Raw genomic sequence first — 23,000 nt, forward strand, 5'->3', positions numbered from 1 at the left:
ATGTTTTCGATACAAAAAATACTATCAAAAACAGCGTGTAGTTTTTACATGCTGTTTTTTAGCATCATCATTTTTGCACAAAATCCTGCTGATTTTGTAAATCCGTTTATTGGAACGTCTAATTATGGTGCCGCTTTTCCGGGACCAATTGCGCCGAGAGGCATGGCAAGTATAAGTCCGTTTAATGTTGCCGGAATAAAAAATACCCCTATGGAAAAAGACAGCCAATGGCTTTCGAATCCGTATGTGAATGAAAATACCTTTTTAACCGGTTTCAGTCACGTAAATTTAAGCGGCGTAGGCTGTCCGGAATTGGGTGTTATTTTATTGATGCCCACAACCGGCAATGTCGAAACAAATCATTTAAAGTACGGCACAACGTATTCTAATGAAGTGGCAAAAGCCGGTTATTACAGTGTTGATCTTACTAAATACAAAATTAAAGGCGAATTTACAGCTTCAAAAAGAGTCGGCGTAAGCAGATTCACTTTCCCGAAAGGGCAGTCTAATATATTATTAAATCTGGGCTTAGGATTAACGAATGAAGAAGGTTCGATGATAAAAGTTGTTTCTTCGACAGAAATTGAGGGAATGCGCTCTGTGGGTTCTTTTTGTTACAATAGTCCGGAAGATGCTTATCCAGTTTATTTTGTAGCTAGATTTTCTAAACCTGCAGACAAATTCGGCGTTTGGAAAAAACCTTCAAAATACAATGGAGTTGAAGCACAATGGATGGGTTACAATGGAAAAACAAGAATGATGGAAAATACTATCAAAACCGTTGTGGGTGATAGTATTGGAAGTTATATCACCTATAAATTCGATAAAGAAGAAAAGGTTGAAGTAAAGATTGGGATTTCGTATGTAAGCATCGAAAATGCGCGTGAAAATTTAGAAAAGGAAACCGGAAACAAATCCTTTGATGCCGTTTATAAAGATACTTATAATGAATGGAACGAAGAATTATCTAAAATTTTGGTAGAAGGAGGTTCAAAAGACGATAAAACGATTTTCTATACCGCTTTGTACCACACTTTGATTCATCCTAATACTCTAAATGATTTTAACGGAGAATACCCGAAGATTAAAAGAAGTAAAATTGGTAAAACCGAAGGCACGCGCTACACTGTATTTTCATTGTGGGATACCTATAGAAACATGCATCCGTTAACCTCGTTGGTTTATCCAAAGCAGCAGTCTGATATGATAAAAAGCATGCTGGAAATGTATGATGAAAACGGCTGGCTTCCAAAATGGGAATTAAATTCAACAGAAACTTTTACAATGGTTGGAGATCCGGCAAGTATAGTTATTGTTGATGCCTGCTTAAAAGGAATTCAGGATTTTGATATTTACAAAGCCTATTATGCCATGTTAAAAGGTGCGGATCAAATTGAACATAATCCGCTGCGTCCGGGACTTAAAGAATATATCGAAAAAGGATATTTATCAACCAATTATTCCGGTCCAGTTTCGACAACGCAGGAATATAATACTTCAGATTATGCGATTTCACTTTTGGCGAAAGCCTTGGGTGAAAAAGAAGATTACAAACGTTTTACTAAACGTTCACTGTCGTACCGAAAATTATATGACAAAGATTTAAAATTACTTCGTCCAAGAACTGCTAACGGAAAATGGTACGAGCCATTTGACCCGGAAGCAGGTTCTAATTTTCAGACAAATGTAGGATTTATCGAAGGGAATGCCTGGCAATATGCATTTATGGTACCGCATGATATCAAAGGATTAATGAAATTAATGGGCGGCGAGAAAGCTTTCTCAGATCAGCTGCAAAAGGTTTTTGATCTCAAACAATTTGATATGGCAAACGAGCCTGATATTGCTTATCCTTATTTATTCAATTATATAAAAGGAGAAGAATGGAAGAGTCAGGAAATGGTTAAAAAACTGGTAAATGAATATTTCCTGAACCAGCCAAAAGGACTGCCGGGAAATGACGATACCGGAACAATGTCGGCATGGTTAGTCTATTCCATGATGGGAATTTACCCAATCTCTCCGGGCGATCCAATTTATACCATTACTACGCCAATGTTTGATAAAATAACAATCAAATTAGATTCGAAATATTATAAAAATGAAAATATTGTGATTGAAAAAGAAGTCAATACAGACGGAAAAATCAAAGCAATAGAAATAAACGGAAAATCACTTAACAGCTATTTTATTTCACACGATGATTTTGTGAATGGAAAAACTTTGAAAGTGATTCAAAATTAAACTCTCACCATTATGTTACAACTCAAAATCAAAAAAACAGCCATTATTTTTGTAATGGCTGTAGGTTTTTTTAACCCAATCCATGCCCAGAAAAAATACCCGTATCAGGATTCAAAATTACCAACAGAAGACAGGGTTAAAGACTTATTAAGCCGTATGTCGCTTGAGGAAAAAGTTCGTCAGATGGATATGTACAAGGGCGAATTTTTTAAAGAAAAAGAAGATTTTTCCAAATCAAAATCGGATGCGAAAATTGGAAATCTTGGAATTGGGGCGATTCATGACATTTATCCGCGTTCGTCTAAAATGATTAATGATCTTCAAAGCGAAATCATTAAGAAAAATAAATGGGGAATTCCGGCACTTATTATGTGCGAGATGCTTCACGGTTATTTAGACGACGGAAGTACGGCTTTCCCAATGAACATTGGTCTTGGTGCCACATGGGACGTAAATGTAATAGACAAAGTGGGAAAAGTTATTGCTATGGAAGCAAGGGCACACGGAGTACATTTTGGTTTGGGACCAAATTTAGATTTAGGGCGCGAACCACGCTGGGGACGTGTTGCTGAAACTTTTGGTGAAGATGCCTATTTAAACAGCGAAATTGGTCTGGCATTTATTAAAGGAATGCAGGGTGATGATTTAAAATCTGATTGCTCGATTATTGCAGAACCCAAACATTTTGCCGTTCATGGTATTCCGCAGGCAGGAGGAAATTCTTCGCCAATTTTGGTAGGAGAACGTTCAGCGAGAGAAGATCATCTTCCTTCATTTGAAAAAGCATTTAGAAAAGGCGGAGCATTAGGAACAATGTGTGCGTACTCTGAATTAGACGGAATTCCTTGTGCAGCCAATCATTGGTTATTAACAGATGTTTTGAGAAAAGAATGGGGTTTTAAAGGCATTGTAGTTTCAGATTTAGGTGCCATTAAATATTTGCAGACCACACATTATGTGACCAGTTCTCCAAAAGAAAGTATTAGAGAAGCGGTTTCTGCAGGAGTTGATATGCAGTTTTATGATTTTACCAATGAGTTTTGGCAAAACAGCATTATAGAATTGGTAAATGAAAAAAAACTAACGATGGAGCAGATAGACCGTGCTGCCGGAGGAGTTTTAAGATTGAAATTTTTATTAGGATTATTTGAAAATCCTTATACTGATAAAAACCTCATCAAAGAACGTTTTCATACCAAGGAAAATCAGGATGTTGCTCTGGAAGCGGCGCATAAATCGATGATTTTATTGAAAAATGAAAACAAAACACTTCCGTTAAATAAAGAGATAAAAAACATTGCCGTTATTGGTCCAAATGGAAATGCTTCACGTTTAGGAGGATATTCGGTTCATAATAAAGTTGGAAAAACGGTTTTGGAAGGAATTAAAGAAGTAGTCGGCGCCAAAACAAATGTCATGTACGAAGAAGGAGTTCCGTTGATCGTAATGGGGCAGGTAATTCCGTCTAAATACTTATTTACTCCGGATGAAACTCAAAACGGATTAAAAGCGGAATATTTCAATAACAGAAATGTAGAAGGAACCCCGGCATTAACACGTATAGACAATCAACTGGAATTTGACTGGCCCTGGTCTCCAGGTGTTGGTGTTAATGACGATGATTTTTCTATTCGCTGGACAGGATTTATTAAATCGGATAAAGCTTTTGACGGCTGGATTGGACTTAGTTCTGACGACGGGATCAGAATGTGGATTGACGATCAATTGGTAATCGACAACTGGACAAAAGGTGCTACAAGTATTGTTACGACTCCAAAAAATATCGAAGCAGGAAAAAAATACAAAGTCCGCATAGAAATGTGGGAAGGCGGCTGGGGAGCCAGAGCGCACTTACGCTGGAATTTAGAAAAAGTAAACTTACAGCCTGCCGTAGAAATTGCTAAAAAAGCTGATGTTGCTATTGTAGTTTTAGGAGAATCAAATGAATTGGTAGAAGAAAACAGAGACGTTGCTTCATTAGATTTACACGGAATGCAGCAAGAACTTATTGAAGCCATTCAAAAAACAGGAACTCCGGTAGTTTGTGTATTATTAAACGGCCGTCCGCTTTCTACCAACTGGATCAGCGAAAATATTCCGGCTATTGTCGAAGGCTGGTTTCCGGGAGAGTTAGGAGGAAGAGCAGTTGCCGATGTTTTATTTGGAGATTATAATCCGGCAGGGAGACTTCCTATAACCGTTCCAAAATCTGTTGGACAATTGCCAATTTATTACAATCAAAAACCATCTGCGATTCACAGATATGTTGCAGAGAGCGAACATCCTTTATATACATTCGGCTACGGATTGAGTTATACGAAGTTTGAATATTCAAATTTAAAAATCAGCTCAAAAGAAATTAAAGCAGACGGAGAAATTAAAGTTTCGGTTGAAGTTAAAAATACCGGAGACAGAGACGGAGATGAAGTGGTGCAATTATATATAAATGATGTTTACAGTAGCACTACAACTCCTGAAAAAACATTAAAAGGTTTTAAAAGACTAAATATTAAGAAAGGTGAAGTAAAAACGGTTGAGTTTACACTGACACCTGATGAGTTATCCATCTGGAATAGAGAAATGAAGCGCGTTGTTGAACCGGGAGATTTTGAAGTAATGGTGGGTGGAAATTCTACAGATCTACTTAAAACCAATTTCAGGGTTTTGAACTAAAATCTGTAAAATCGAATAATATGTTTAATGATTAAGAAGATTAGAAAAGAATGCTGTTAAAGAAACAATAAATAGCTCCGATTTATTCAATGCAGTACCAGTAAATAAAGAGGATTAAGATTACAATTTAAAACGTTTTCGTATCCTCAAAAGATAAATGTGCAACCAACACCTTTTCAAACTTGTCATTTGTCGAAATTTTATCCTGTTAACAAAATGTATTCTTAAGTTTAACATGTTATTAACTCAAAAAACAACTAAATATGATCAAGAACGTACTAAAATTACTGTTTGTGATATGCTTATTTGGATTTCAAAATCTGGAAGCACAAACAACAGTAAAAGGAACGATAACAGATGCTCAAAGCGGAATTCCGATCCCTGGAGCAAATGTTGTTGTTAAAGGAACAAAGACAAGTACATCATCAGATTTTGATGGTAAGTACACGATCACGGTTCCAAATCAATCAGCAGTTTTGGTTTTCTCTTATGTCGGTTCTGCCTCACAAGAAGCGCCAGTAGGAACCCAGACTACTATTAATGTTGCTTTAGGAGCTGCAACACAACAATTAGGAGAAGTAGTAGTAACCGCTCTTGGTATTAAAAGAGAGAAAAAAGCAATTACGTATTCAGCACAAAATGTTTCTGTAGATGAGCTTTCAGAAGCAAGATCATTAAACGTTGCCAACTCACTTTCTGGTAAAGTTGCCGGTCTTAACTTCTCTACAACTTCAAATGGTGTTGGTTCTTCTTCAAGAATTACATTAAGAGGTAACAGATCTCTTAACGGTAATAACCAGCCTCTTTATGTAGTAGATGGTGTGCCGATTAGTAATGGTACAACAACGACAAATCCTGATATTGATACAGGAGGAACTACTCAGCCAGATGGTATTTCAAACATTAATCCGGAAGATATTGCTTCGATGACAGTACTTAAAGGACCATCTGCAGCAGCACTTTACGGATCAAGAGCGAGTAATGGTGTAATCGTAATTACAACCAAATCCGGTAAAGCAGGAAAAACATCAGTTACATTATCGTCTAATTTTATGGCTTCATCTGCTTACAATTTGATGAACTTACAAAATGAGTACGGTCAGGGAACAAATGGTGCTTACGTTGCAAATTCAAGTTCAAGCTGGGGAGGAAGATTAGACGGAAGTCAGGTTTCAAACTGGCAGTTAGTACGTAACCCAAATTATGCAGGACCAGCTACACAAAGCTATTCTCCACAGCCAAATAACGTTATTGATTTTTACAAAACAGGTTATAACCTGGCTAATACTTTAACAGTTACTGCAGGTAACGAAAAAGCACAAGGGTACTTCTCTTACACTAACACCCGTGCTGAAGGTATTGTTGGCGGAAACCAGTTAGACAGACACAATCTTAACTTAAGGCTGACAAGTAAAATATCAGATAAATTATCATTGGATGTAAAAACAAACTACATTGTTCAGGATATTGATAACTTATTAAGAACAGGTGAAGAATCTATTGGAACATCAGCTTATTTATTACCTCGTAGTATCGCTTACAATGACTACAAAAATTTTGAATATTTTGATGCAGCAGGACAAAGACAAGTAAACTATTTCCTTGACGAAACCGGATCTCCGGGCGGAAACCCATTTTGGTCTGCTTTAAGAGATGACGCACGTACAGATAAAAGAAACAGATTTATTGGTTTAGCTTCTCTTAAATATGAATTTACAAAAACGTTAAGTTTGCAAGGTAGAGCAGGTTTAGACCAAATGACAAACAAAAACGTAAGAAACAGATATGCAACAAATGCATTTAACAGCAACTTAGGTTCGTACAGTGAATCGTATGAAACAGTAAGTGAATTAAATATTGATGCTTTGCTTTCTTATAACGAGAAATTTGGAGATTTTTCTGTTGGACTTAATGCAGGTGCGAGTTCACTTCAGCAAAACAATTCAGCTTTAAATTCAGGAGGAGTTTTAAGCAAAAGAAACTATTTTGCATTGTCTAATGTACAAACAGTTCAATCTACTTCTACAGCTTCAGAAAAAAGAATTAACTCTGTTTACGGATTTGGTCAAATTGGTTTCAGAAACTATTTATTCTTGGATTTAACAGCAAGAAATGACTGGTCATCTACTTTACCAACAGATTATTTCTATCCTTCTGTAGGTTTGTCAGCCGTAATTTCGGATATGGTTAAATTGCCGGAAACAATTAGTTTTGCAAAATTAAGAGCTTCTTATGCACAAGTAGGTAACGATACAGATCCTTATCAGACACAGCAAAGATTTTCTTATATTGGAGGAAACGGAGGTATGTTATACGGACAAAGCACAAAAGCGAATCCTAACCTGAAACCAGAGATTTCTTCTTCTACAGAGTTTGGAGCAGATATTAGATTCTTCAACAATCGTTTAGGTTTAGATTTTACATATTTCAATACTTTAACAGATAACCAGATTTTCTACATCAATACGCCAGAATCTTCTTCTTATTCAAGAGCAATTGTAAATGGTGGAGATATTGAAAATAAAGGTATCGAGCTTACACTTACAGCAACTCCAATTCAAACAGAAAACTTTAGCTGGGATATTACAGCCAACTATGCTTCTTATAAATCAAAAGTAAAATCGATTTATGACGGAAGAGATGAGTTAGTTCTTGGAGAAGGACGTTTGGTAAGAAGTAAAGTAGTTGAGGGCGGCGAATACGGAGATTTATATATTAAAGGTTTTCAAAGAGATCCAAACGGAAATATCATTGTAAATAGTGCAGGTATTCCATTAGCAACAAATGGTTTCGATGTTCGTGCAGGAAACTTTAATCCGGACTGGACCGGAGGTTTTAGAAACAGTTTTAAATACAAAGATTTCTCTTTAAGTTTCTTAGTTGATTTTAGAATTGGCGGTGAGGTTATTTCATACACTCAGGCGAGACAAGCTGGTTTAGGAGTTAGTGAAGTTACTCTAGACGGAAGACAAGGCGGAATTATAGTAGATGGGGTTGTTGCAAATGGAAACGGTACTTACTCTCCAAATACAACGAGCATTACTGCAGAACAATACTGGACAGCAATTGGACAAAGAACTCCTATCGCAGAACCATTTATTTATGATGCAACAAATATTCGATTAAGAGAACTTGTATTTGGTTATTCTTTACCAAAACGTATATTGGGCAATTCAGGATTTACAAATATTGATTTTTCATTGGTAGGAAGAAATTTATTCTTCTTCGTGAACAAAGCAAAATATTTTGATCCGGAAGCAGGAGCAGGAACAGGAAACCTGCAGGGTATAGAATCTTTCAACATTCCTTCAACGAGAGATTATGGAGTTAATGTTAAATTTGGATTTTAATTAAATAAAGAGACATCATGAAATATAGTTTTAAAATAAAAACATTAGGAGTTGCATTAATGGCAGTTTCTATTTTGTCAAGCTGTAGTGGCGATTTTGATGAAATAAACAAAGATCCTAATTCATTGACTGAAGATCAGTTAGATGCTACTTTAGCAGGACCTTCATTTGCATCAGCGCTTTATGCAGGTATTCATAACGGATCGTATTCGTCTCCCGGAGTTGATGATCAGGGAACCTGGGGTATTGCTACAGGTATTTTATCTTCAACTTTTATTCACTATTTAAATTGTGGATATGGTACTGAAAGAAACGCATTCGTAAATGGTTACGAAGGCCGCGGATGGACAAGATTTTATACAGTTGCGGTGCCGGCTTTGAATAATGCTATTAAGGCATCAGAAGGAAATGCTGAAGCTTTGGCCATTCTTAAAATATGGAAAGTTTTTATGTACAACCAAATGGTTGATGCTTACGGACCAATTCCTTACACAGAAGCAGGAAATGGAAAAGAAAAAGTAGCTTATGACAGCGTTGAATTTATCTATGCAGACTTTTTTAAATTGTTGAACGAAGCAAACGCTACATTAAGTTCTTCATCTGTAACCACTGTGGCTTCATTTCAGCCAAACGACAGAGTTTATGCAGGAAGTGTAGATAAATGGAGAGTTTTTGGAAACAGCATGAGACTGCGTTTAGCTTTAAGAATTTCTGATAAAGAACCTGCAAAAGCAAAAACAGAAGCAGAAGCAGCTGTAGCTGCAGGAGTAATGCAGACAAACGATCAAAGTGCATTTTTCAAAGCAAGCAATATTACACCAAACAACTTAAATATGATTGTAAACAGCTGGGGTTATACTATGACCGCATCTATGGAAAGTATTTTAGTTGGATATAATGACCCTCGTTTAGCAAAATGGTTTGCTCCACTTGATGCTTCAGCTGCTACTCCAGTTTACAGAGGACAGCCGGTTGGAGGTTTAGAAGATCAATTTGGAACTACTAAATTCTCAGCATTCAACAACGATGTTATGGGGAATGGTGCTGCTAACAATTTAAGCGAATCTAAAAATATTGAAATCTTCATGGCTTCTGAAAACTATTTAAGCAGAGCAGAAGGTGCATTAAACGGATGGAACATGGGCGGAACTGCTCAAAGTTTGTACGAGACAGGAATTAGATTGTCTTTACAACAATGGGGAATTACCAATACAGCCGAAATCAACAGTTATATTGCAGGATCGACTTTACCAACTTTACCAAACGTTCTTACTGTTTACCCAACATTAGATTTGCATGATATTCCGGTTAAACTGCCTGTTGCATGGTCTTCTACAGAAGCAAACCAGCGTACGCAAATCGCAGTTCAAAAGTATTTAGCTATTTTCCCTGAATCTTGGGAAGCGTGGGCAGATTTACGAAGAAGTGATGCAAAAGTTATTTACGCGCCGCTTAACACGGATAACAATGAACCGGGAGTTGGAAAAACTTTAATGAAACGTATCATTTATGTTACTAACGAATATTCTTCAAACAAAGATGCAGTTACAGACGGAATTTCCAAACTTGGAGGTGCAGATTCTGGAGGAACAAAACTTTGGTGGGATACAAAATAATTATTTGGTTGAGTAAAGAGGCACACAATCTTTACTTAAAAATTCAAAAGGAGAGGAAACTCTCCTTTTGTTTTATATAAAAGTCAGAGTATGAATTTAAAAAAATACGGTTCAATTGTTTTACTTGTTTCTGTTTTTTTGGCTTGTAAATCAATTCAAAACGAACCAAAAGCAGTGAATGTCAAACAAAATTATATTGCAGAAAATCCGGTTACAAAAGCGAGCCACGCCTCAACATTAGTAGAATTAGAAGGTAATTCATTATTAGCAGCATGGTTTGGCGGTAAATACGAAGGCGCAAAAGATGTTGGTATTTATATTTCATCATATAAAGGCAAAAAATGGTCGGCACCAAAAGAACTTATAAAACCTTTAATTAAAGACGGAGATACACTGCCATGCTGGAATCCGGTTTTGTTTAAAAGCAAAGTGCAAAACTTATATTTGTTTTATAAAGTCGGAAAAAATCCAAGAGAATGGTTTGGCGCTATGATTGTTTCTAAAGATGATGGAAAAACATGGGGGGAAACGAAATATCTGCCAAAAGGAATTTTAGGTCCAATCAGGAACAAGCCAATCGAAACAACTCCCGGAATCATTTTATGCGGAAGCAGTACCGAAAGTGTCGACGATAATAAATGGAGAGTTTTTATAGAAACTTACACAGAAGCCACAGGCAAATGGACGATTACAGATATTAATGACAAGAAAAATTTTGATATCATTCAGCCGACATTTTTAGTACATTCTGATACAAAAATCCAGATATTATCCAGAAGCCGACACAATAAATTGATCTCATCATGGTCTGAAGATAACGGAAAAACATGGCAGAAAACCGACAGTATAAATGTTGTAAATTCAAACTCCGGAGTTGATGCGGTAACTTTATCTGATAAATCATTTTTATTGGTCAATAATCCGCTTAAAATGGGAAAAGACTGGTTTAACGGAAGAAATGTTCTCGATGTTGAATATTCAAAAGACGGTTTAGACTGGAAAAAATTATTTGACCTTGAAAACCAAAAAGAAGGGGAATTCAGTTATCCGGCCATTATTCAGACTTCCGATAAAAAAATACATATTTTGTACACTTATAATCGAAAGTTTATAAAGCACACAACATTCGATTTAAAATAAAACAGAAATTATGCAAAAATACTGTCTCGCCTTAGATTTAAATAACCACCCTGATTTAATTGCAGAATATATTGAATACCATAAAAATGTGTGGCCGGAAATCAGCGAAAGTATTAAAGATTCGGGAATTACCAATTTAGAGATTTACAATGTGGGCGATCGTTTATTTATGATTATTGAAGCTGATGATAATTTCTCATTTGCAGAAAAAGAGAAACGAGATGCCGAAAATCCGAAAGTGCAGGAATGGGAAACATTAATGTGGAAATTCCAAAAAGCACTTCCGCAGGCAAAATCCGGAGAAAAATGGATTTTAATGGATAAAATTTTTGAACTTAAATAAGTTCGCACGCAGATTTTACGGATTCGCTTTCGCGAAAGCGCTGATTAAAACGGATTTTTTATTTTAGAAATTAAAAAAAAATCTGTGTACTTCCGTGCCTTTGCGAAAGCAAATCTGTTTCATTCGTGTACCAATTTTTAGACACCTTAATTATGAAATTTAAATTTATCCTGAGTCTTTTGCTTTTGAATTTTATTGCAAATGCTCAAAAAAGTAACTTAGCTCAGACATTTTATAAACACGATAAATATCTTTCTTCAGATAAATTAGGAGGTCGTTTCGTTGGAACAAAAGGAAATAACGATGCAGCATCTTACATCAAAAAATATTTTAAAAAGTATGGATTAAAGGAATTTAATAGTAATTATTATCAGCCTTTTAAAGTATTTGTAAAAGAAGGAATCAACAAAACAAAATCCGACAGTGTTTCGACTCAAAATGTTTTAGGATATATTGAAGGTTCTGATGAAAAATTCAAAAATGAATTTATCGTTATTGGCGCACATTATGATCATTGGGGCTGGGGCGGAAGCGGTTCCGGAAGCAAAAAGAAAGATACTATTGCGATTCACAACGGAGCTGATGATAATGCTTCTGGAGTTTCGGCATTGCTTTGTATTCTGAAAGAAGTTTCTAAGATGAAAATCAAATCTAAACGAAGTATTATTTTTGTTTCTTTCAGCGGAGAAGAAGAAGGTTTATTAGGTTCGAAATATTTCATTAACCATTTACCAGTCAAGAAAGAAGCTGTAAAAGTAATGCTGAACATGGATATGGTAGGAAGATTAAATGCCGAAAAACAACTCTACATGGGTGGCGCAGGAACTTTCCCAAACGGAGTCGACTTAATGAAAAATCTGGGCCAAAACAGCGGATTAAATCCTGTTGTTTTCGCCGGAGATGTTGGCGGATCTGATCATGTTTCGTTTTACAAAGCTTCAATTTCTGCAGTAGGTTTTCACACAGGCGGTCATCCGCAATATCACACTCCGGAAGATGATATTGATTTAATTAATTTTGAAGGCGGCGCTTTGGTGAGTAGGTATATTTATAATGCTTTGGTAAGTATTGCGGATTATGAGGAGGAGTTGGTTTTTATAAATCAGGATTAGAATCATATCTATTTTGATTGTTTTCACGATGAGATGCTCGCGTCAATAGGTGATTTACTTTTTATTTATATGTGTTTATCAATAATAGCTTTTATTTCTTTTATATGGTATAGAACTTTAAAAGATAATCTACCATATAAATAAATGATTTAACTTAGTATTATTGATAAGGCAATTTATAATATAAAACTTAAGCAAACGCTTTTCTAATACTCTGAATTTATAAAAAATAATTTAGTTTATGCTATAAAAAAACCTCGCAATCTGCGAGGTTTTTTATGTATTATTGAGTTGTCTGTTTAAATATTAATATTGAAAATATTCCTAACAAAACAAAATAGATAAAATATAATAAGCTAAAAGAATTAATACTGCTAATTGTGCAACTTTCTCTTTAGTTATTTTGTAATTAAATAGCTTAAATAAGTACATTAAAACAAAATATAATAGTAATAAAGCTATTAATTCTATCAGATGTGGTAACATATTATCTTTTAAAAAATCCATACTCTACTAAATTTTAAAACAAATTTTTGAATGCCTTCCATAATCCTTGCCAACTTGTCGGACCAACGCTATATCTAGAACCACCTGCTTGTCCTGCTGGCGTCTTCATTTCCTTCATCATTGCTCCATTTTGAATATGTTGAACTCCATATAATATTGCATATTGATTATTTTTTCCAATAGTATTTTTTAATGAATTTCCCGCCACACCTGTTAAACCTCCAATACTTGTATAAGAACCAAATATTCCAATTGCATCTTTTTGTTTACTATTTAATTTAGAAAAAATATCATTCATACCACCAAAATTGCCTAATATCGATACTCCAACTTTGGTTGCTTGAGTTGTTTTATCGGCTGTTTGATTAATTTGTCAACATTTTAAATTTTAGCTAGTTAGCGCAGATTTGCACTCTGCGCCCGCAAAGATTAGTCTTGCGGGACTAAAATAATAATCTTCTGCTAAATTAACCGTTTATCTTTTTACTAGACATCTTCTAAAAATAAAAAGTACAGTATAAAGCTGTACTTTTCTATTCATTATTGAGTTACTTTGAGGGTACAGATTGCAAATCTGCGCTATCGTTGTCGATATATCTGCGCTATCTGGGTTAACAATGTTTCTGGCAATTAAGAAGATTCTTTTCAATAGTGTTGTCGCTGATATTTTCAATATTCTTGCCGTGCTTCTTATTCCTAAACCTTCTTTAGTTAGTTGAATAATCTTCTGATTTGTATCTGTTCTATATGTGTGATAACCATAATTTTCAACTCTAGTTTTCCCGCATGCTTTGCAAATATATCTTTGAATGCCAGGCTTTGTCTTTCCATGCTTTATCATCTTTCGAAATAGCACCAACACATCTGTAACACCTAGTCTGGTTTAAACTCATTTTTTTCGATTTAAGGCACTATAAAATAAAAAAACAGCCCGAAGGCTGTCTTAATTTTTATGCCATATTAATATAAATATCTGATTTCCTGTAAATGTTAGAGGCAATAATTAACCACCAACACATCTGATACATTACCCATTTAAGGCAATTAAAACAAAAAAGATGAGCATTACTGCTCATCTTTAAATTATTTTTTACTGATATTTATTATATTTCAATACGTTAGAAATCTAAAATCTCATATCACTAACTTTGAAACACTACCTTATTTTACCAACTTTGATACATTAACAAATGTTCCAATATCTATAGTAGAATTATCCTTTACTTTATGCAACAGAAAGTGAAGAGTGTCTATTCTAGTAGTTTTTGGGAATGCTATCATGAACACCCCATTGCCAGAACCTACATAACCAAAATGTTTTTCTTTTATTTTCCATTCTAAAAAGTATTCACTTTTCTTAAACTTTGTGTTCGTTTTTTTTAATTTTAAGATAACTTGATTATTTGGAGACAAAGCAACTTTTCTTTTTTCTCCATTTATAACTTTATAATGCCAAACTTTTTCAATCCATACAGAATCAATAATATCTAAATCTCCAGTTTGCAATTTATTTGCTGTAGAGATATAAAAACCATTTTCTTTTGAACTTGAAATTGTTGAAGATGCTTGTGGGGTTGCTGTATTGAATTCATTACAACTAATATACATTAATGCTATAATGCATAGACTAAATAAAACTTTCTTTCTCATTTTCTTGAAAATATTGTTCGTGGTACGTTTTTATTTGCCTGTTTGACAGAATAGTACATCTCGTTTGGAACTACTCCATTATATAAAGCTGCTCCTGCAGAATAACCTCCATATACTTTGTATTTATCAGGGTCAACCGTTCTTATACCCAATTTATTTAAGGTTTCATTTACGGCTTGCCCACAATTATTAAAAATAAGTGAATATTTACTCAATGCCTGTTTTGTCATTTCCTTTTCTCCGTTTTCAGCTGTGGACGATTGTATTTTAATTACTACGCCTTCTTTATATTCAGAATAATCTTTATTAGCAAAAAAATCATTAATTTTAGCAAATGGCTGTATCCTAGCTTCTAACGCAGGACCACCAGTCAATGGATTATTGCCACTATTAGAATTTTCATCATCGTCTCTACCCTCCTTTGAAATAAATACCCATCCTGTATCGTCATTACCTACTAATAAAGCATTATGTCCAAAACCGCCTGCTCCTTTTGGCGCATTTACGATAGCAACATAATCACCATTTTTGTATTGCTCTTGTTTAGGTGTAGAATTTTTAATACCATGACTTGCCTTTGCTTCTTCAAACGACACTTCTTTATCTCCATCTTTATAGACTCCTTTTCTTCCTGAATTATGGGCATCCCAATCATAAGTAGCGAGCATTCCATCTGGGTCAATAAAAAATACAGGATTGTTATAACAATAAGTATATGGCGACCATCTTCTAGACATTTCTGCCAATGGATCAATGTTCACCCAACGTCCAAGTGCAGGGTCATAATTTCTAAAACCATAATCATAGATCCCAACCCCCAGCTCGTCTTGGAGCTCTTTTCCATTATACTTATACTTATTGTCTACACCATTTATAGCTGTATTATAGCCCTTTTGAATTAAGCCAAAAGCATAATAATTATTTTCCTGAACAATTTCACTGCTGTTTATTACACCATTGTTGTCTTTGTCCTGATAGCTAAGGCGATTATTGCCTAAGTGATCTTTATATTGATAAATATAATTATAAATTCCTGAATTGTAAGCAACATACCCTTCTGGTTGTACGAATTGTTTTAAAATATTGTTTTCATAAATAAAACTGCCAGCATAATCAGTACTTCCTCCTGTACTAATGGTCTTACGTTGTTTTGTACCTGTGGCATCGTAAAAATAATTTATTGTGCCACTATTTAATGTAATAGATGTAGGAAGATTTAAATGATTATAACTTATGGCTGTAATGTTTTTGTTAGAATCCGTTTTCATGTTACCATTACTATCATAGGTATACTCTATAGCAGTATTACTTCCATTATTAAATCCTTCAGTACTTCCAGAGGTATCTTCAACTTTAGTAAGTTTATTTCCTGTATCATATGTATAAGCAAGGATATCCATATTACCAAATGTAGTTGCTAAAGTATTTGTATTTCCCTTTCTGTCAATACTCATTATATTGCCATTTTTATCATAACTTATATTTTCATTGTATCTTCCAGAATTTTGGGTAGAAACATCTGTAGCCTTCGTCAATCGGCTTAAATTATCATAGGTATACGTATAATTTTTTAGGCTGTTATCGGGACTTGCCGTTTTCCAAAAAGTCTGGCTTATATTACCATTGAATAATTTATTATCAGGCGTACTTGTAGTGGTGTTATAGTTTATTTGAAATGCAAACAAATCAGTTCCTAAACTATTTATATTGTTAATATTTTTTAACCAGCCGCGTATATTGTAGCTAAAATCAACATTTTGTAAACGTGATTGTGTAGTTTTTCCCCCTACACCTTTATTAACCAGCTGACCTAAATTATCATAAGTATTATTCGCAATTATTTCCTGGGCCTGACTATTAATAGATTGCTTTTGTGTTAATAGACGTCCGATATGATCATAGGAATAAACATCAACTATTGTAATTAAAGGATCTGTTCCTTTTTTTTGTGTTGAGGTAGTTTCTAAAACTTTTCCGGCAAAATCAAGTTTTGTTTTTACTGTAGCTATTGTTGTTAAATAATTATTTTTACTATAAGCATAGATGTTTCTTCCCTTTGTATCATAATAAGTTACATTCGTTATCCAGTTTGAAGTATCTAAAATACGCACTTTTGTACAAGTACTTAAACCTTTTGCATTAGTGATTGGAGTAATACCATAAGAGGCAGCAGTTGTTCCCCCATCAAGATCAATATTGCTGTATTCATCATAATAATTTATGGTAAATATGTCAATGTCGGCAGTAGGAAACGCAGTATTGGGATAATAAATGTTAGTACCTTTAATATTCTTAACGGTAGATTTACTTTCGAATAAAGTTGTGCTTTTATTAGCTTCCGTTTGAACTAACGCTCTTGTTGTTTGTACAGTATTTATGTATTCGCCAGTATAAATAGGCCTGCCAAAAGCATCAAATTTAGTAAACAGCCATTTATTTAAAGCTCTTAAATTTGCATCTTGGGTAAGTATAGGTCTGTCTAATTTGTCATACACAATGTATTCCCATTCTTTCCCTGGGAGCTTTTTTTCAACTAATCTATTTTTGGTATCGTATCGATATTGATAGCATAACTCTTTTAATACAGGATCACTTGTTGAACCTTCAGCTTTTGGAGGTAAAACATAGGTAAGGTTTCCGTAAGTATCATAAATGTAATAAGTATCATGTTTAGCCTCTGTTTCAGAAGTGTAATTAGAATAGGTGCGTTTTAAAATAACCTGACCTTCTTTATTTTTAAACTCTTCGGTTGTATTGTTTTTACCGCTTACCCAGTTTTCGTCTTTGGTAATAGTTTTATACAATTGATTTTCAGTATAATTTATAGTCGAAGTAACAGTAGGAACATGTACATTATCTGCATTTACAGTTGTTGTAACTACAAAAAGTTTAACCTGGTCACCACTTGAGGTATTAGTATTAGCCTGATACTCTAATTTTATTTCATGTCCGCCATTTAAAGCCCAGTCTTTCCCAGGAGCAGCTTGTAATAGTACACGATTTAAAGGTGTATTTTCAAGTTTTTTTTGAGAAAATGGGTTAGGCAGGGTATTATCAATATCTTGCGGATAATTAAGTTTATAGTAATTATTAGTTCTTGTTTCTGCATCAGTGCTGTTTCTATAAGATGCTGTAGAACTCAAATCATCCATATATGGAAGATATTCTTTTTCCTGTATTCCGATATTATTATAAGCCATGTGGTTAACAATATCACTTTTACTAGGAGATCCTTTTATGGTAATACTCTGCAAGGGTCTGCCTAAGCCATCATGATAGGTTATACTTTCTAAAACATCAGAATTATTGACAATGTTTTCAGAAGATAATAATGCAGTTTGGTATTTACGCGTAAAAACGAAATTCTCATTGCTAAAAGCAAAAAGTGGGATATATGCATCTGGACTGATTTTAGCCACAAATGTACTTCCGGGTTTTATGTGTGTGGTTGCACTCAACACAATACTTTGAGTTGCAATAAGAGTCTCTGTTCCAGTTACTGTGTATGGACCGTTAGCACCTCCTTTACTAATTGTAACAGGTACTTGTGCATGCGTATATATTGTGAATAACAACAAAATAATTTGTATGCTACATCGTTTTGTATTATTTATCATAACTATCGTTAATATTTTAAGATCTTATAAATTATTATTCCTCAGTATCAAGAAACTGTACCTGATAATTAAGGTTATCTACACTTGATAATCCTTGTTGAAGAGTTAATACTTCACTTTCAAAAGTTATTGGTGCAGCTGCAGCATCAAACTTTTTAGTTGCAATACATATTAATTTTGCTCGTTTTCCATTTAAGGCAGGTGGAACAAAGAAAAGATCTTTTGACTCTAAAGTTCTAATTATTGGAACCTGCTGACCTGTGGTTTCAATTTTTAAATACCAATTAAAGTTATAATTACTGCTGTTTTCTACTTGCTGAAGTACAGATGCTCTGTCAAACTTATATGCTCCTTTGCTTACATAGAAATTAGTATAATATTCTAACATGTATGGAAATTTTATAAAAGCAGCAAAAGCATGAGGAGTAAATGTGTCTTCATTATGGATACCTCCAGTTGGTCTTGTGAAATTAAATAATGGGTGTAGACTTGGTGTTGTAATTCCTGTCCATGTGAAAGTTGTCGAAAGAAATGCTGGTACAGGAATGTCATATGTTTTATATCTTTCAACATATATTTTAAAATCAGGAGTAACAACAGTTCCATTATCTATAGTCCATGGAGCATCATTCCAGTATCCTGGATCTGGAGGTGTTGTTCCTGTATTATTACCGATTCCATTTCCTGATGTTTTACTGCAGGCGTCACCAGAATATAAGTCAGATACTCCAAGTTTGTAAAGAGCCGGTACATTATCATAAATGTCCAATCCGCTTTTAAACTGCATTAAATTACTTTTTGCAGTATAGGTAACTGTTTTTCTTAACGGATCTGCGTGATCATATCCAGACGTTATTTTAGCAGAGCAAATTATTCTGCCATAAGTGCCATCAAGACATTTAGGTATAAAAAACACATTAGAATATTCCTGGACTTGCGGAAGTTCTATTTTTTTACCATCAATTTCCATCCACCATGTAAGTTCAACTACTCTGTCAGGCCCTTGAAATTTAGGATTATCTAACCCCGAAAGACTAAAAGTATTCCCAGATCTTTCTGCAAAATAATTACAGGTATATTCCGATGTCGGATATGGGAGGTTTAGCTGTGTATATTCTAATGGCAGCGGATAATAACCAGGCGTATAGTGTACTCCTGTTTGAGCAGGATTTGGAAAATATAATTTATCATGAAGACTTAAAATGTTTCTTCCTTTATAGGGTGCTCCATCAGGTAATTTATCTTCCCAGCTAACACCTCTGCCACAAGCAACAGGTACTTTGTATGATGTAAAATCACCAACTATAACCTGTAAATCTGTGTCATAAATAGAAGTATCTTCTTCCGTTGGAATTCTTATTCCACTTTGGCAATCATTTGCAATGCCGGTGTAACCATAGCAATATTCTTCAATAATATTCTGATCCTGGTCTTTAATTGTTTTAAGACGGTTTAAATCATCATACTCATAAGTAACTAAAGTACCTTTTGGATCTATAATTTTTGAAATACCAACCAATGGTTTGTAGATATAAGAAGTAACCATAGCGCTAGCTAAATTAGTTCTGATTTTTTGAATTTCTGCTGTTAATTGATTTTCAGTATAACTTTGTAAATATTCAAGAGTTTCAGTACTGCTTTTGCTTAATGCAGTCATAACTTGCGAATAGGAGGCATTTTGTATTTTAGCAATCGGCTTAGAATAGTTATATCCCCAAAGATATACGGTATGTGAGTCATCCTTTTTAGAAGATTCTATTACATTACCAAATTTGTCATAATCATGAAATTGAATTTTTTCTTCAAATTGGTTTGACGTGGTTTGGATACCTTTAATAGTTTGAACCGCTCTTGGAAGAATTAATGTTTTAGTGCCTTTAACAAAAGAGTTATATAATACCTCCTGAGTACTAAGACTTTCTTGATTATTATCGACTTTACGTGATGTTTTTACAATTATAGGTTCAGCAATCCGATTAGCACTTACCAGACTATTCATTAATTGTGTAATAGTATAATCATGCGGGTACGTGGTTTCTTTTATTAAAGAAGTTGTACTTCCAGATTCATTAACGATATTTTGTACTGATTTTGGTAGTGAATATTTTAAATCATAAGTAGTTGAGGTTGCGTTTTCAACTTTATTTTGATTGTATTTTGTAATCGTCTTTGTTTCGCTAGTCAAATTTCTACTGGCATAAACTGAAGGGAAAAATGCAAAATCTGGTTCTATCGGTTCAAGATCACCTTCTTCACTAGGGAAAACTTCTTTTCTTGCAATTGGCACCTTATCACTAATTTGGTCAAAAATATCATATTGATAACTGTATTTCGTATTTTCTACCAAGTTATTGTTTTTCTCATATTTTCCAATAGACTTTAATTTTCCAATTAATAATTCTGTATTATTAGTTGTAGGTAGTCTCCATCCATTATTTAATCCAAATTCAATTTTATTTTTATCATAACTTTTATAAGTAAATAAAGGCTGTTCAACAGGATAATCTTTTCTTGTTGTAAATATCTTTTCAATATATCCATTGTCGGCATTTTCCTTTATTAACACTCTTGAATATCCAACATTTGATCCCTCAACAACATCAAAATCAGCTCTGGAGTTTGTAAATGTATGAAGAACAAGACCCGGTTGAAGTGAATATGAGGATGCAGTCATATAGTTTGCAGCAAGCTGCTCGCTGTAAGCATGTGCAATTCCAAGTACGGGTAAATTATTTAAAATTCCCGAAGAGTTGCCATTAGGATCTAAATAATTGTATTTATGAACTTGTATTGCTCCCTTAGTATCAACTAACTTATGAGTTAATATTCTTAAACCACCTGATTTAACATTTAAACCGTTTAAAGGTGAATAAAAGTCATTTAATTCATATTCAAATTCTTCTCTTCCTCCGGTTGGATATTGAACTTTAATTAAAACACCAGATTTTGTATAAGCCAAAGATGGTTCTAATGATCTCCCTTTTGTTGCAAAACTTCCAGGGAAAATTGAGAAAGGTGAAATTGAAAAATCTTTTTTATTAGGGCTGTAATATAATTTAGGCGGCGGCATAAGACACATGCCACAGCTCACTGAAGTTACATTATTATATTGGTTTGATACTGGGCCATTTGCATATCCTAAATAATCTGTAATTGATGATCCTCTTTCAGGAAGTTTAACCTCATCGTTATAGAAGAAACGATAAGGTGGTATTACTGCATTATTTTTTCCGATTTCCTGCACTGTTAAAAGACGTAATCTTTTACAAGTTGGTTCGCTACAATTATTATTAGAAATGGTATAATCATATTCTAACTTTATAGTTTTTATAATAATGTCGTTTATGTCCTTGATAATTATTTTTGATAATGCATAATCCCCAGGTAAATCTTTTCTGGGTTCTTCGTATTTAAATTCAACTGTGCCTTCGGCATATGTAATTTTGCTGATTCTGTTTAAGTTAGGATATCTAACCTCAGTTGAACTTAAATTTTGAATCAACTGATCACCCGCTGCAGTGGTTGTTTGAAAATTTGAAGTTTTTCGATATTCCGGATAATTTACAGCATATTTTTCATATGTGAAAGTAACTTCATTTCCTTTAAAATCTTTAATTGAACTAAGCTTATAAGCCATTATTTCCTGAGATGTTAAATCCCTGCTAGACCCTATAGTGGCATATGGAGATAATATTTCTCGATTAACATATTGGTTAATATCCAATTGATCAAAAACATATTGGGTGCCATTTATATTTGTAACCTCAATTTTATTAATACCTTGTATTTTTCTTACAGGCCCTCCTTCAAAATATCGTAAGTCTCCTTCAAATTTTATGTTGTCCCTAAATTCCGGAAAAAATGGAATAATTCCTGTTTTCCCAATAGTAGTTGTAATTTTATTTCCCTGATAAGCAATTTCCATAACAGAGCCATCTTTTCTGTGGGTAAAAGATGTATTTATTCCAGGAGCATTTACGTAAAATAAATCAGGAGATAAATCTTTTTTTGTATATGGATATTCCATTTCAGCTAATGTAAAAATCTTATCAGTACCAGAAGTGATATCAAAATATTTATTTAATGAAATGTTTTCATTTTGAAGAAGCCATCCAACTTCTTTCAATTTAAGACCTTGTGCGCCAGTAGTACCAATTCTTGAAAATTTTAACCTATAATCATTCGGATTATATAACTGGGCATCTTCAACCCCAACTTTAAAATCTTCTATGCCTTTTATTACTTTGGTTATAATTCCGCCGGCGTTTAAAGACCAGTCCTGACCAACATTTGAAGCTGTTTCATCTACTTTAATACCCTTTGAAGAGTAATTTAATTCGATAGGAACAGTAATTTGACCTATTTGTATTTGATATATAGCAATATTTATACTTGCCGAACCAGTATATTCGCCCACATTTGAAAAATTAACCTGCCTAAAACCTGCGGCATTTGGTGCAGCGATTTTAGGTGTAAAAATTTCGCTGTAAAGCAAATCATTGATTTTCGTAGATTCAGATGCTCCATCACCAATGGGCGCCTGTTCAACTGGTACTGCTGGATTCCCTCCAGGAGTTTGTGTTTGGGATGTAGCAGTAAAAGAGAAAAAAATAAGAACAAATAAAAAAAAGTAATAATGCTTCATATAATGAATATAATTGTTTTTGGCTTTGATAAAATTGGTTAAAAATATAATATGTTTCTTTAATTTTGGCTTTTATTTGAAAGAAAAAAAAATAAATATTGTC

12 protein-coding genes are annotated in these 23,000 nt (G+C 34.0%); 7 read left to right on the forward strand and 5 right to left on the reverse strand.

The window, feature by feature from the left end; all coding sequences use genetic code 11:
* The 7 genes from ASE21_RS21090 (at nucleotide 1) to ASE21_RS21120 (ending at nucleotide 12,478) form a co-directional block, all read left to right on the forward strand.
* Nucleotides 1-2,244: a GH92 family glycosyl hydrolase gene (locus tag ASE21_RS21090; protein ID WP_057124695.1), complete on the forward strand. Its 2,244-nt coding sequence runs from the start codon at nucleotides 1-3 to the stop codon at nucleotides 2,242-2,244.
* Nucleotides 2,245-2,256: 12 nt separating this feature from the next.
* Nucleotides 2,257-4,917, forward strand: a complete 2,661-nt coding sequence (locus ASE21_RS21095; RefSeq protein WP_057124696.1) for a glycoside hydrolase family 3 N-terminal domain-containing protein — start codon at nucleotides 2,257-2,259, stop codon at nucleotides 4,915-4,917.
* Between the two features lie 263 nt (nucleotides 4,918-5,180).
* Nucleotides 5,181-8,267 (forward strand): SusC/RagA family TonB-linked outer membrane protein, encoded by a 3,087-nt coding sequence (locus tag ASE21_RS21100; protein ID WP_057124697.1) that lies wholly within the window; start codon nucleotides 5,181-5,183, stop codon nucleotides 8,265-8,267.
* Nucleotides 8,268-8,284: 17 nt separating this feature from the next.
* The gene (locus ASE21_RS21105) at nucleotides 8,285-9,883 is read left to right on the forward strand and encodes a SusD/RagB family nutrient-binding outer membrane lipoprotein (protein ID WP_057124698.1); all 1,599 of its coding nucleotides are present in this window, start codon (nucleotides 8,285-8,287) and stop codon (nucleotides 9,881-9,883) included.
* Between the two features lie 90 nt (nucleotides 9,884-9,973).
* Entirely contained in the window at nucleotides 9,974-11,023 is a 1,050-nt protein-coding gene (locus tag ASE21_RS21110) for a sialidase family protein (protein ID WP_057124699.1), read from the forward strand.
* A gap of 10 nt (nucleotides 11,024-11,033) precedes the next feature.
* Nucleotides 11,034-11,366: an L-rhamnose mutarotase gene (locus ASE21_RS21115; RefSeq protein WP_057124700.1), complete on the forward strand. Its 333-nt coding sequence runs from the start codon at nucleotides 11,034-11,036 to the stop codon at nucleotides 11,364-11,366.
* Between the two features lie 152 nt (nucleotides 11,367-11,518).
* Nucleotides 11,519-12,478, forward strand: a complete 960-nt coding sequence (locus ASE21_RS21120) for a M20/M25/M40 family metallo-hydrolase (protein WP_057124701.1) — start codon at nucleotides 11,519-11,521, stop codon at nucleotides 12,476-12,478.
* A 520-nt stretch (nucleotides 12,479-12,998) separates the two neighbouring features.
* Here the strand turns inward: ASE21_RS21120 and ASE21_RS21130 are convergent.
* The 5 genes from ASE21_RS21130 to ASE21_RS21150 form a co-directional block, all read right to left on the reverse strand.
* Entirely contained in the window at nucleotides 12,999-13,283 is a 285-nt protein-coding gene (locus ASE21_RS21130) for a hypothetical protein (RefSeq protein WP_057124703.1), read from the reverse strand.
* Between the two features lie 177 nt (nucleotides 13,284-13,460).
* Nucleotides 13,461-13,826: an IS1-like element transposase gene (locus ASE21_RS21135; protein ID WP_057124704.1), complete on the reverse strand. Its 366-nt coding sequence runs from the start codon at nucleotides 13,824-13,826 to the stop codon at nucleotides 13,461-13,463.
* Between the two features lie 320 nt (nucleotides 13,827-14,146).
* Nucleotides 14,147-14,635, reverse strand: coding sequence for a hypothetical protein (locus tag ASE21_RS21140; RefSeq protein ID WP_057124705.1), 489 nt, complete (start codon nucleotides 14,633-14,635; stop codon nucleotides 14,147-14,149).
* Nucleotides 14,632-18,252, reverse strand: a complete 3,621-nt coding sequence (locus ASE21_RS21145) for a DUF6443 domain-containing protein (RefSeq protein WP_057124706.1) — start codon at nucleotides 18,250-18,252, stop codon at nucleotides 14,632-14,634. The genes ASE21_RS21140 and ASE21_RS21145 overlap by 4 nt, the downstream gene beginning before the upstream one ends.
* A gap of 34 nt (nucleotides 18,253-18,286) precedes the next feature.
* Complete coding sequence (locus ASE21_RS21150; RefSeq protein ID WP_057124707.1) at nucleotides 18,287-22,897, reverse strand: hypothetical protein; 4,611 nt, start codon at nucleotides 22,895-22,897, stop codon at nucleotides 18,287-18,289.
* Between the last annotated feature and the right edge of the window lie 103 nt (nucleotides 22,898-23,000).

Origin of the sequence: Flavobacterium sp. Root901, assembly GCF_001429765.1 — a bacterium.
GTDB lineage: Bacteria > Bacteroidota > Bacteroidia > Flavobacteriales > Flavobacteriaceae > Flavobacterium.

What these genes read in the sequence shown, in the direction of transcription:
- ASE21_RS21140 (WP_057124705.1), bottom strand. Translation starts at nt 14,635, where the DNA reads ATGAGAAAGAAAGTTTTATTTAGTCTATGCATTATAGCATTAATGTAT.
- ASE21_RS21105 (WP_057124698.1), top strand. Translation starts at nt 8,285, where the DNA reads ATGAAATATAGTTTTAAAATAAAAACATTAGGAGTTGCATTAATGGCA.
- ASE21_RS21120 (WP_057124701.1), top strand. Translation starts at nt 11,519, where the DNA reads ATGAAATTTAAATTTATCCTGAGTCTTTTGCTTTTGAATTTTATTGCA.
- ASE21_RS21095 (WP_057124696.1), top strand. Translation starts at nt 2,257, where the DNA reads ATGTTACAACTCAAAATCAAAAAAACAGCCATTATTTTTGTAATGGCT.
- ASE21_RS21115 (WP_057124700.1), top strand. Translation starts at nt 11,034, where the DNA reads ATGCAAAAATACTGTCTCGCCTTAGATTTAAATAACCACCCTGATTTA.
- ASE21_RS21090 (WP_057124695.1), top strand. Translation starts at nt 1, where the DNA reads ATGTTTTCGATACAAAAAATACTATCAAAAACAGCGTGTAGTTTTTAC.
- ASE21_RS21145 (WP_057124706.1), bottom strand. Translation starts at nt 18,252, where the DNA reads ATGATAAATAATACAAAACGATGTAGCATACAAATTATTTTGTTGTTA.
- ASE21_RS21100 (WP_057124697.1), top strand. Translation starts at nt 5,181, where the DNA reads ATGATCAAGAACGTACTAAAATTACTGTTTGTGATATGCTTATTTGGA.
- ASE21_RS21110 (WP_057124699.1), top strand. Translation starts at nt 9,974, where the DNA reads ATGAATTTAAAAAAATACGGTTCAATTGTTTTACTTGTTTCTGTTTTT.
- ASE21_RS21130 (WP_057124703.1), bottom strand. Translation starts at nt 13,283, where the DNA reads ATGAATGATATTTTTTCTAAATTAAATAGTAAACAAAAAGATGCAATT.
- ASE21_RS21150 (WP_057124707.1), bottom strand. Translation starts at nt 22,897, where the DNA reads ATGAAGCATTATTACTTTTTTTTATTTGTTCTTATTTTTTTCTCTTTT.
- ASE21_RS21135 (WP_057124704.1), bottom strand. Translation starts at nt 13,826, where the DNA reads ATGATAAAGCATGGAAAGACAAAGCCTGGCATTCAAAGATATATTTGC.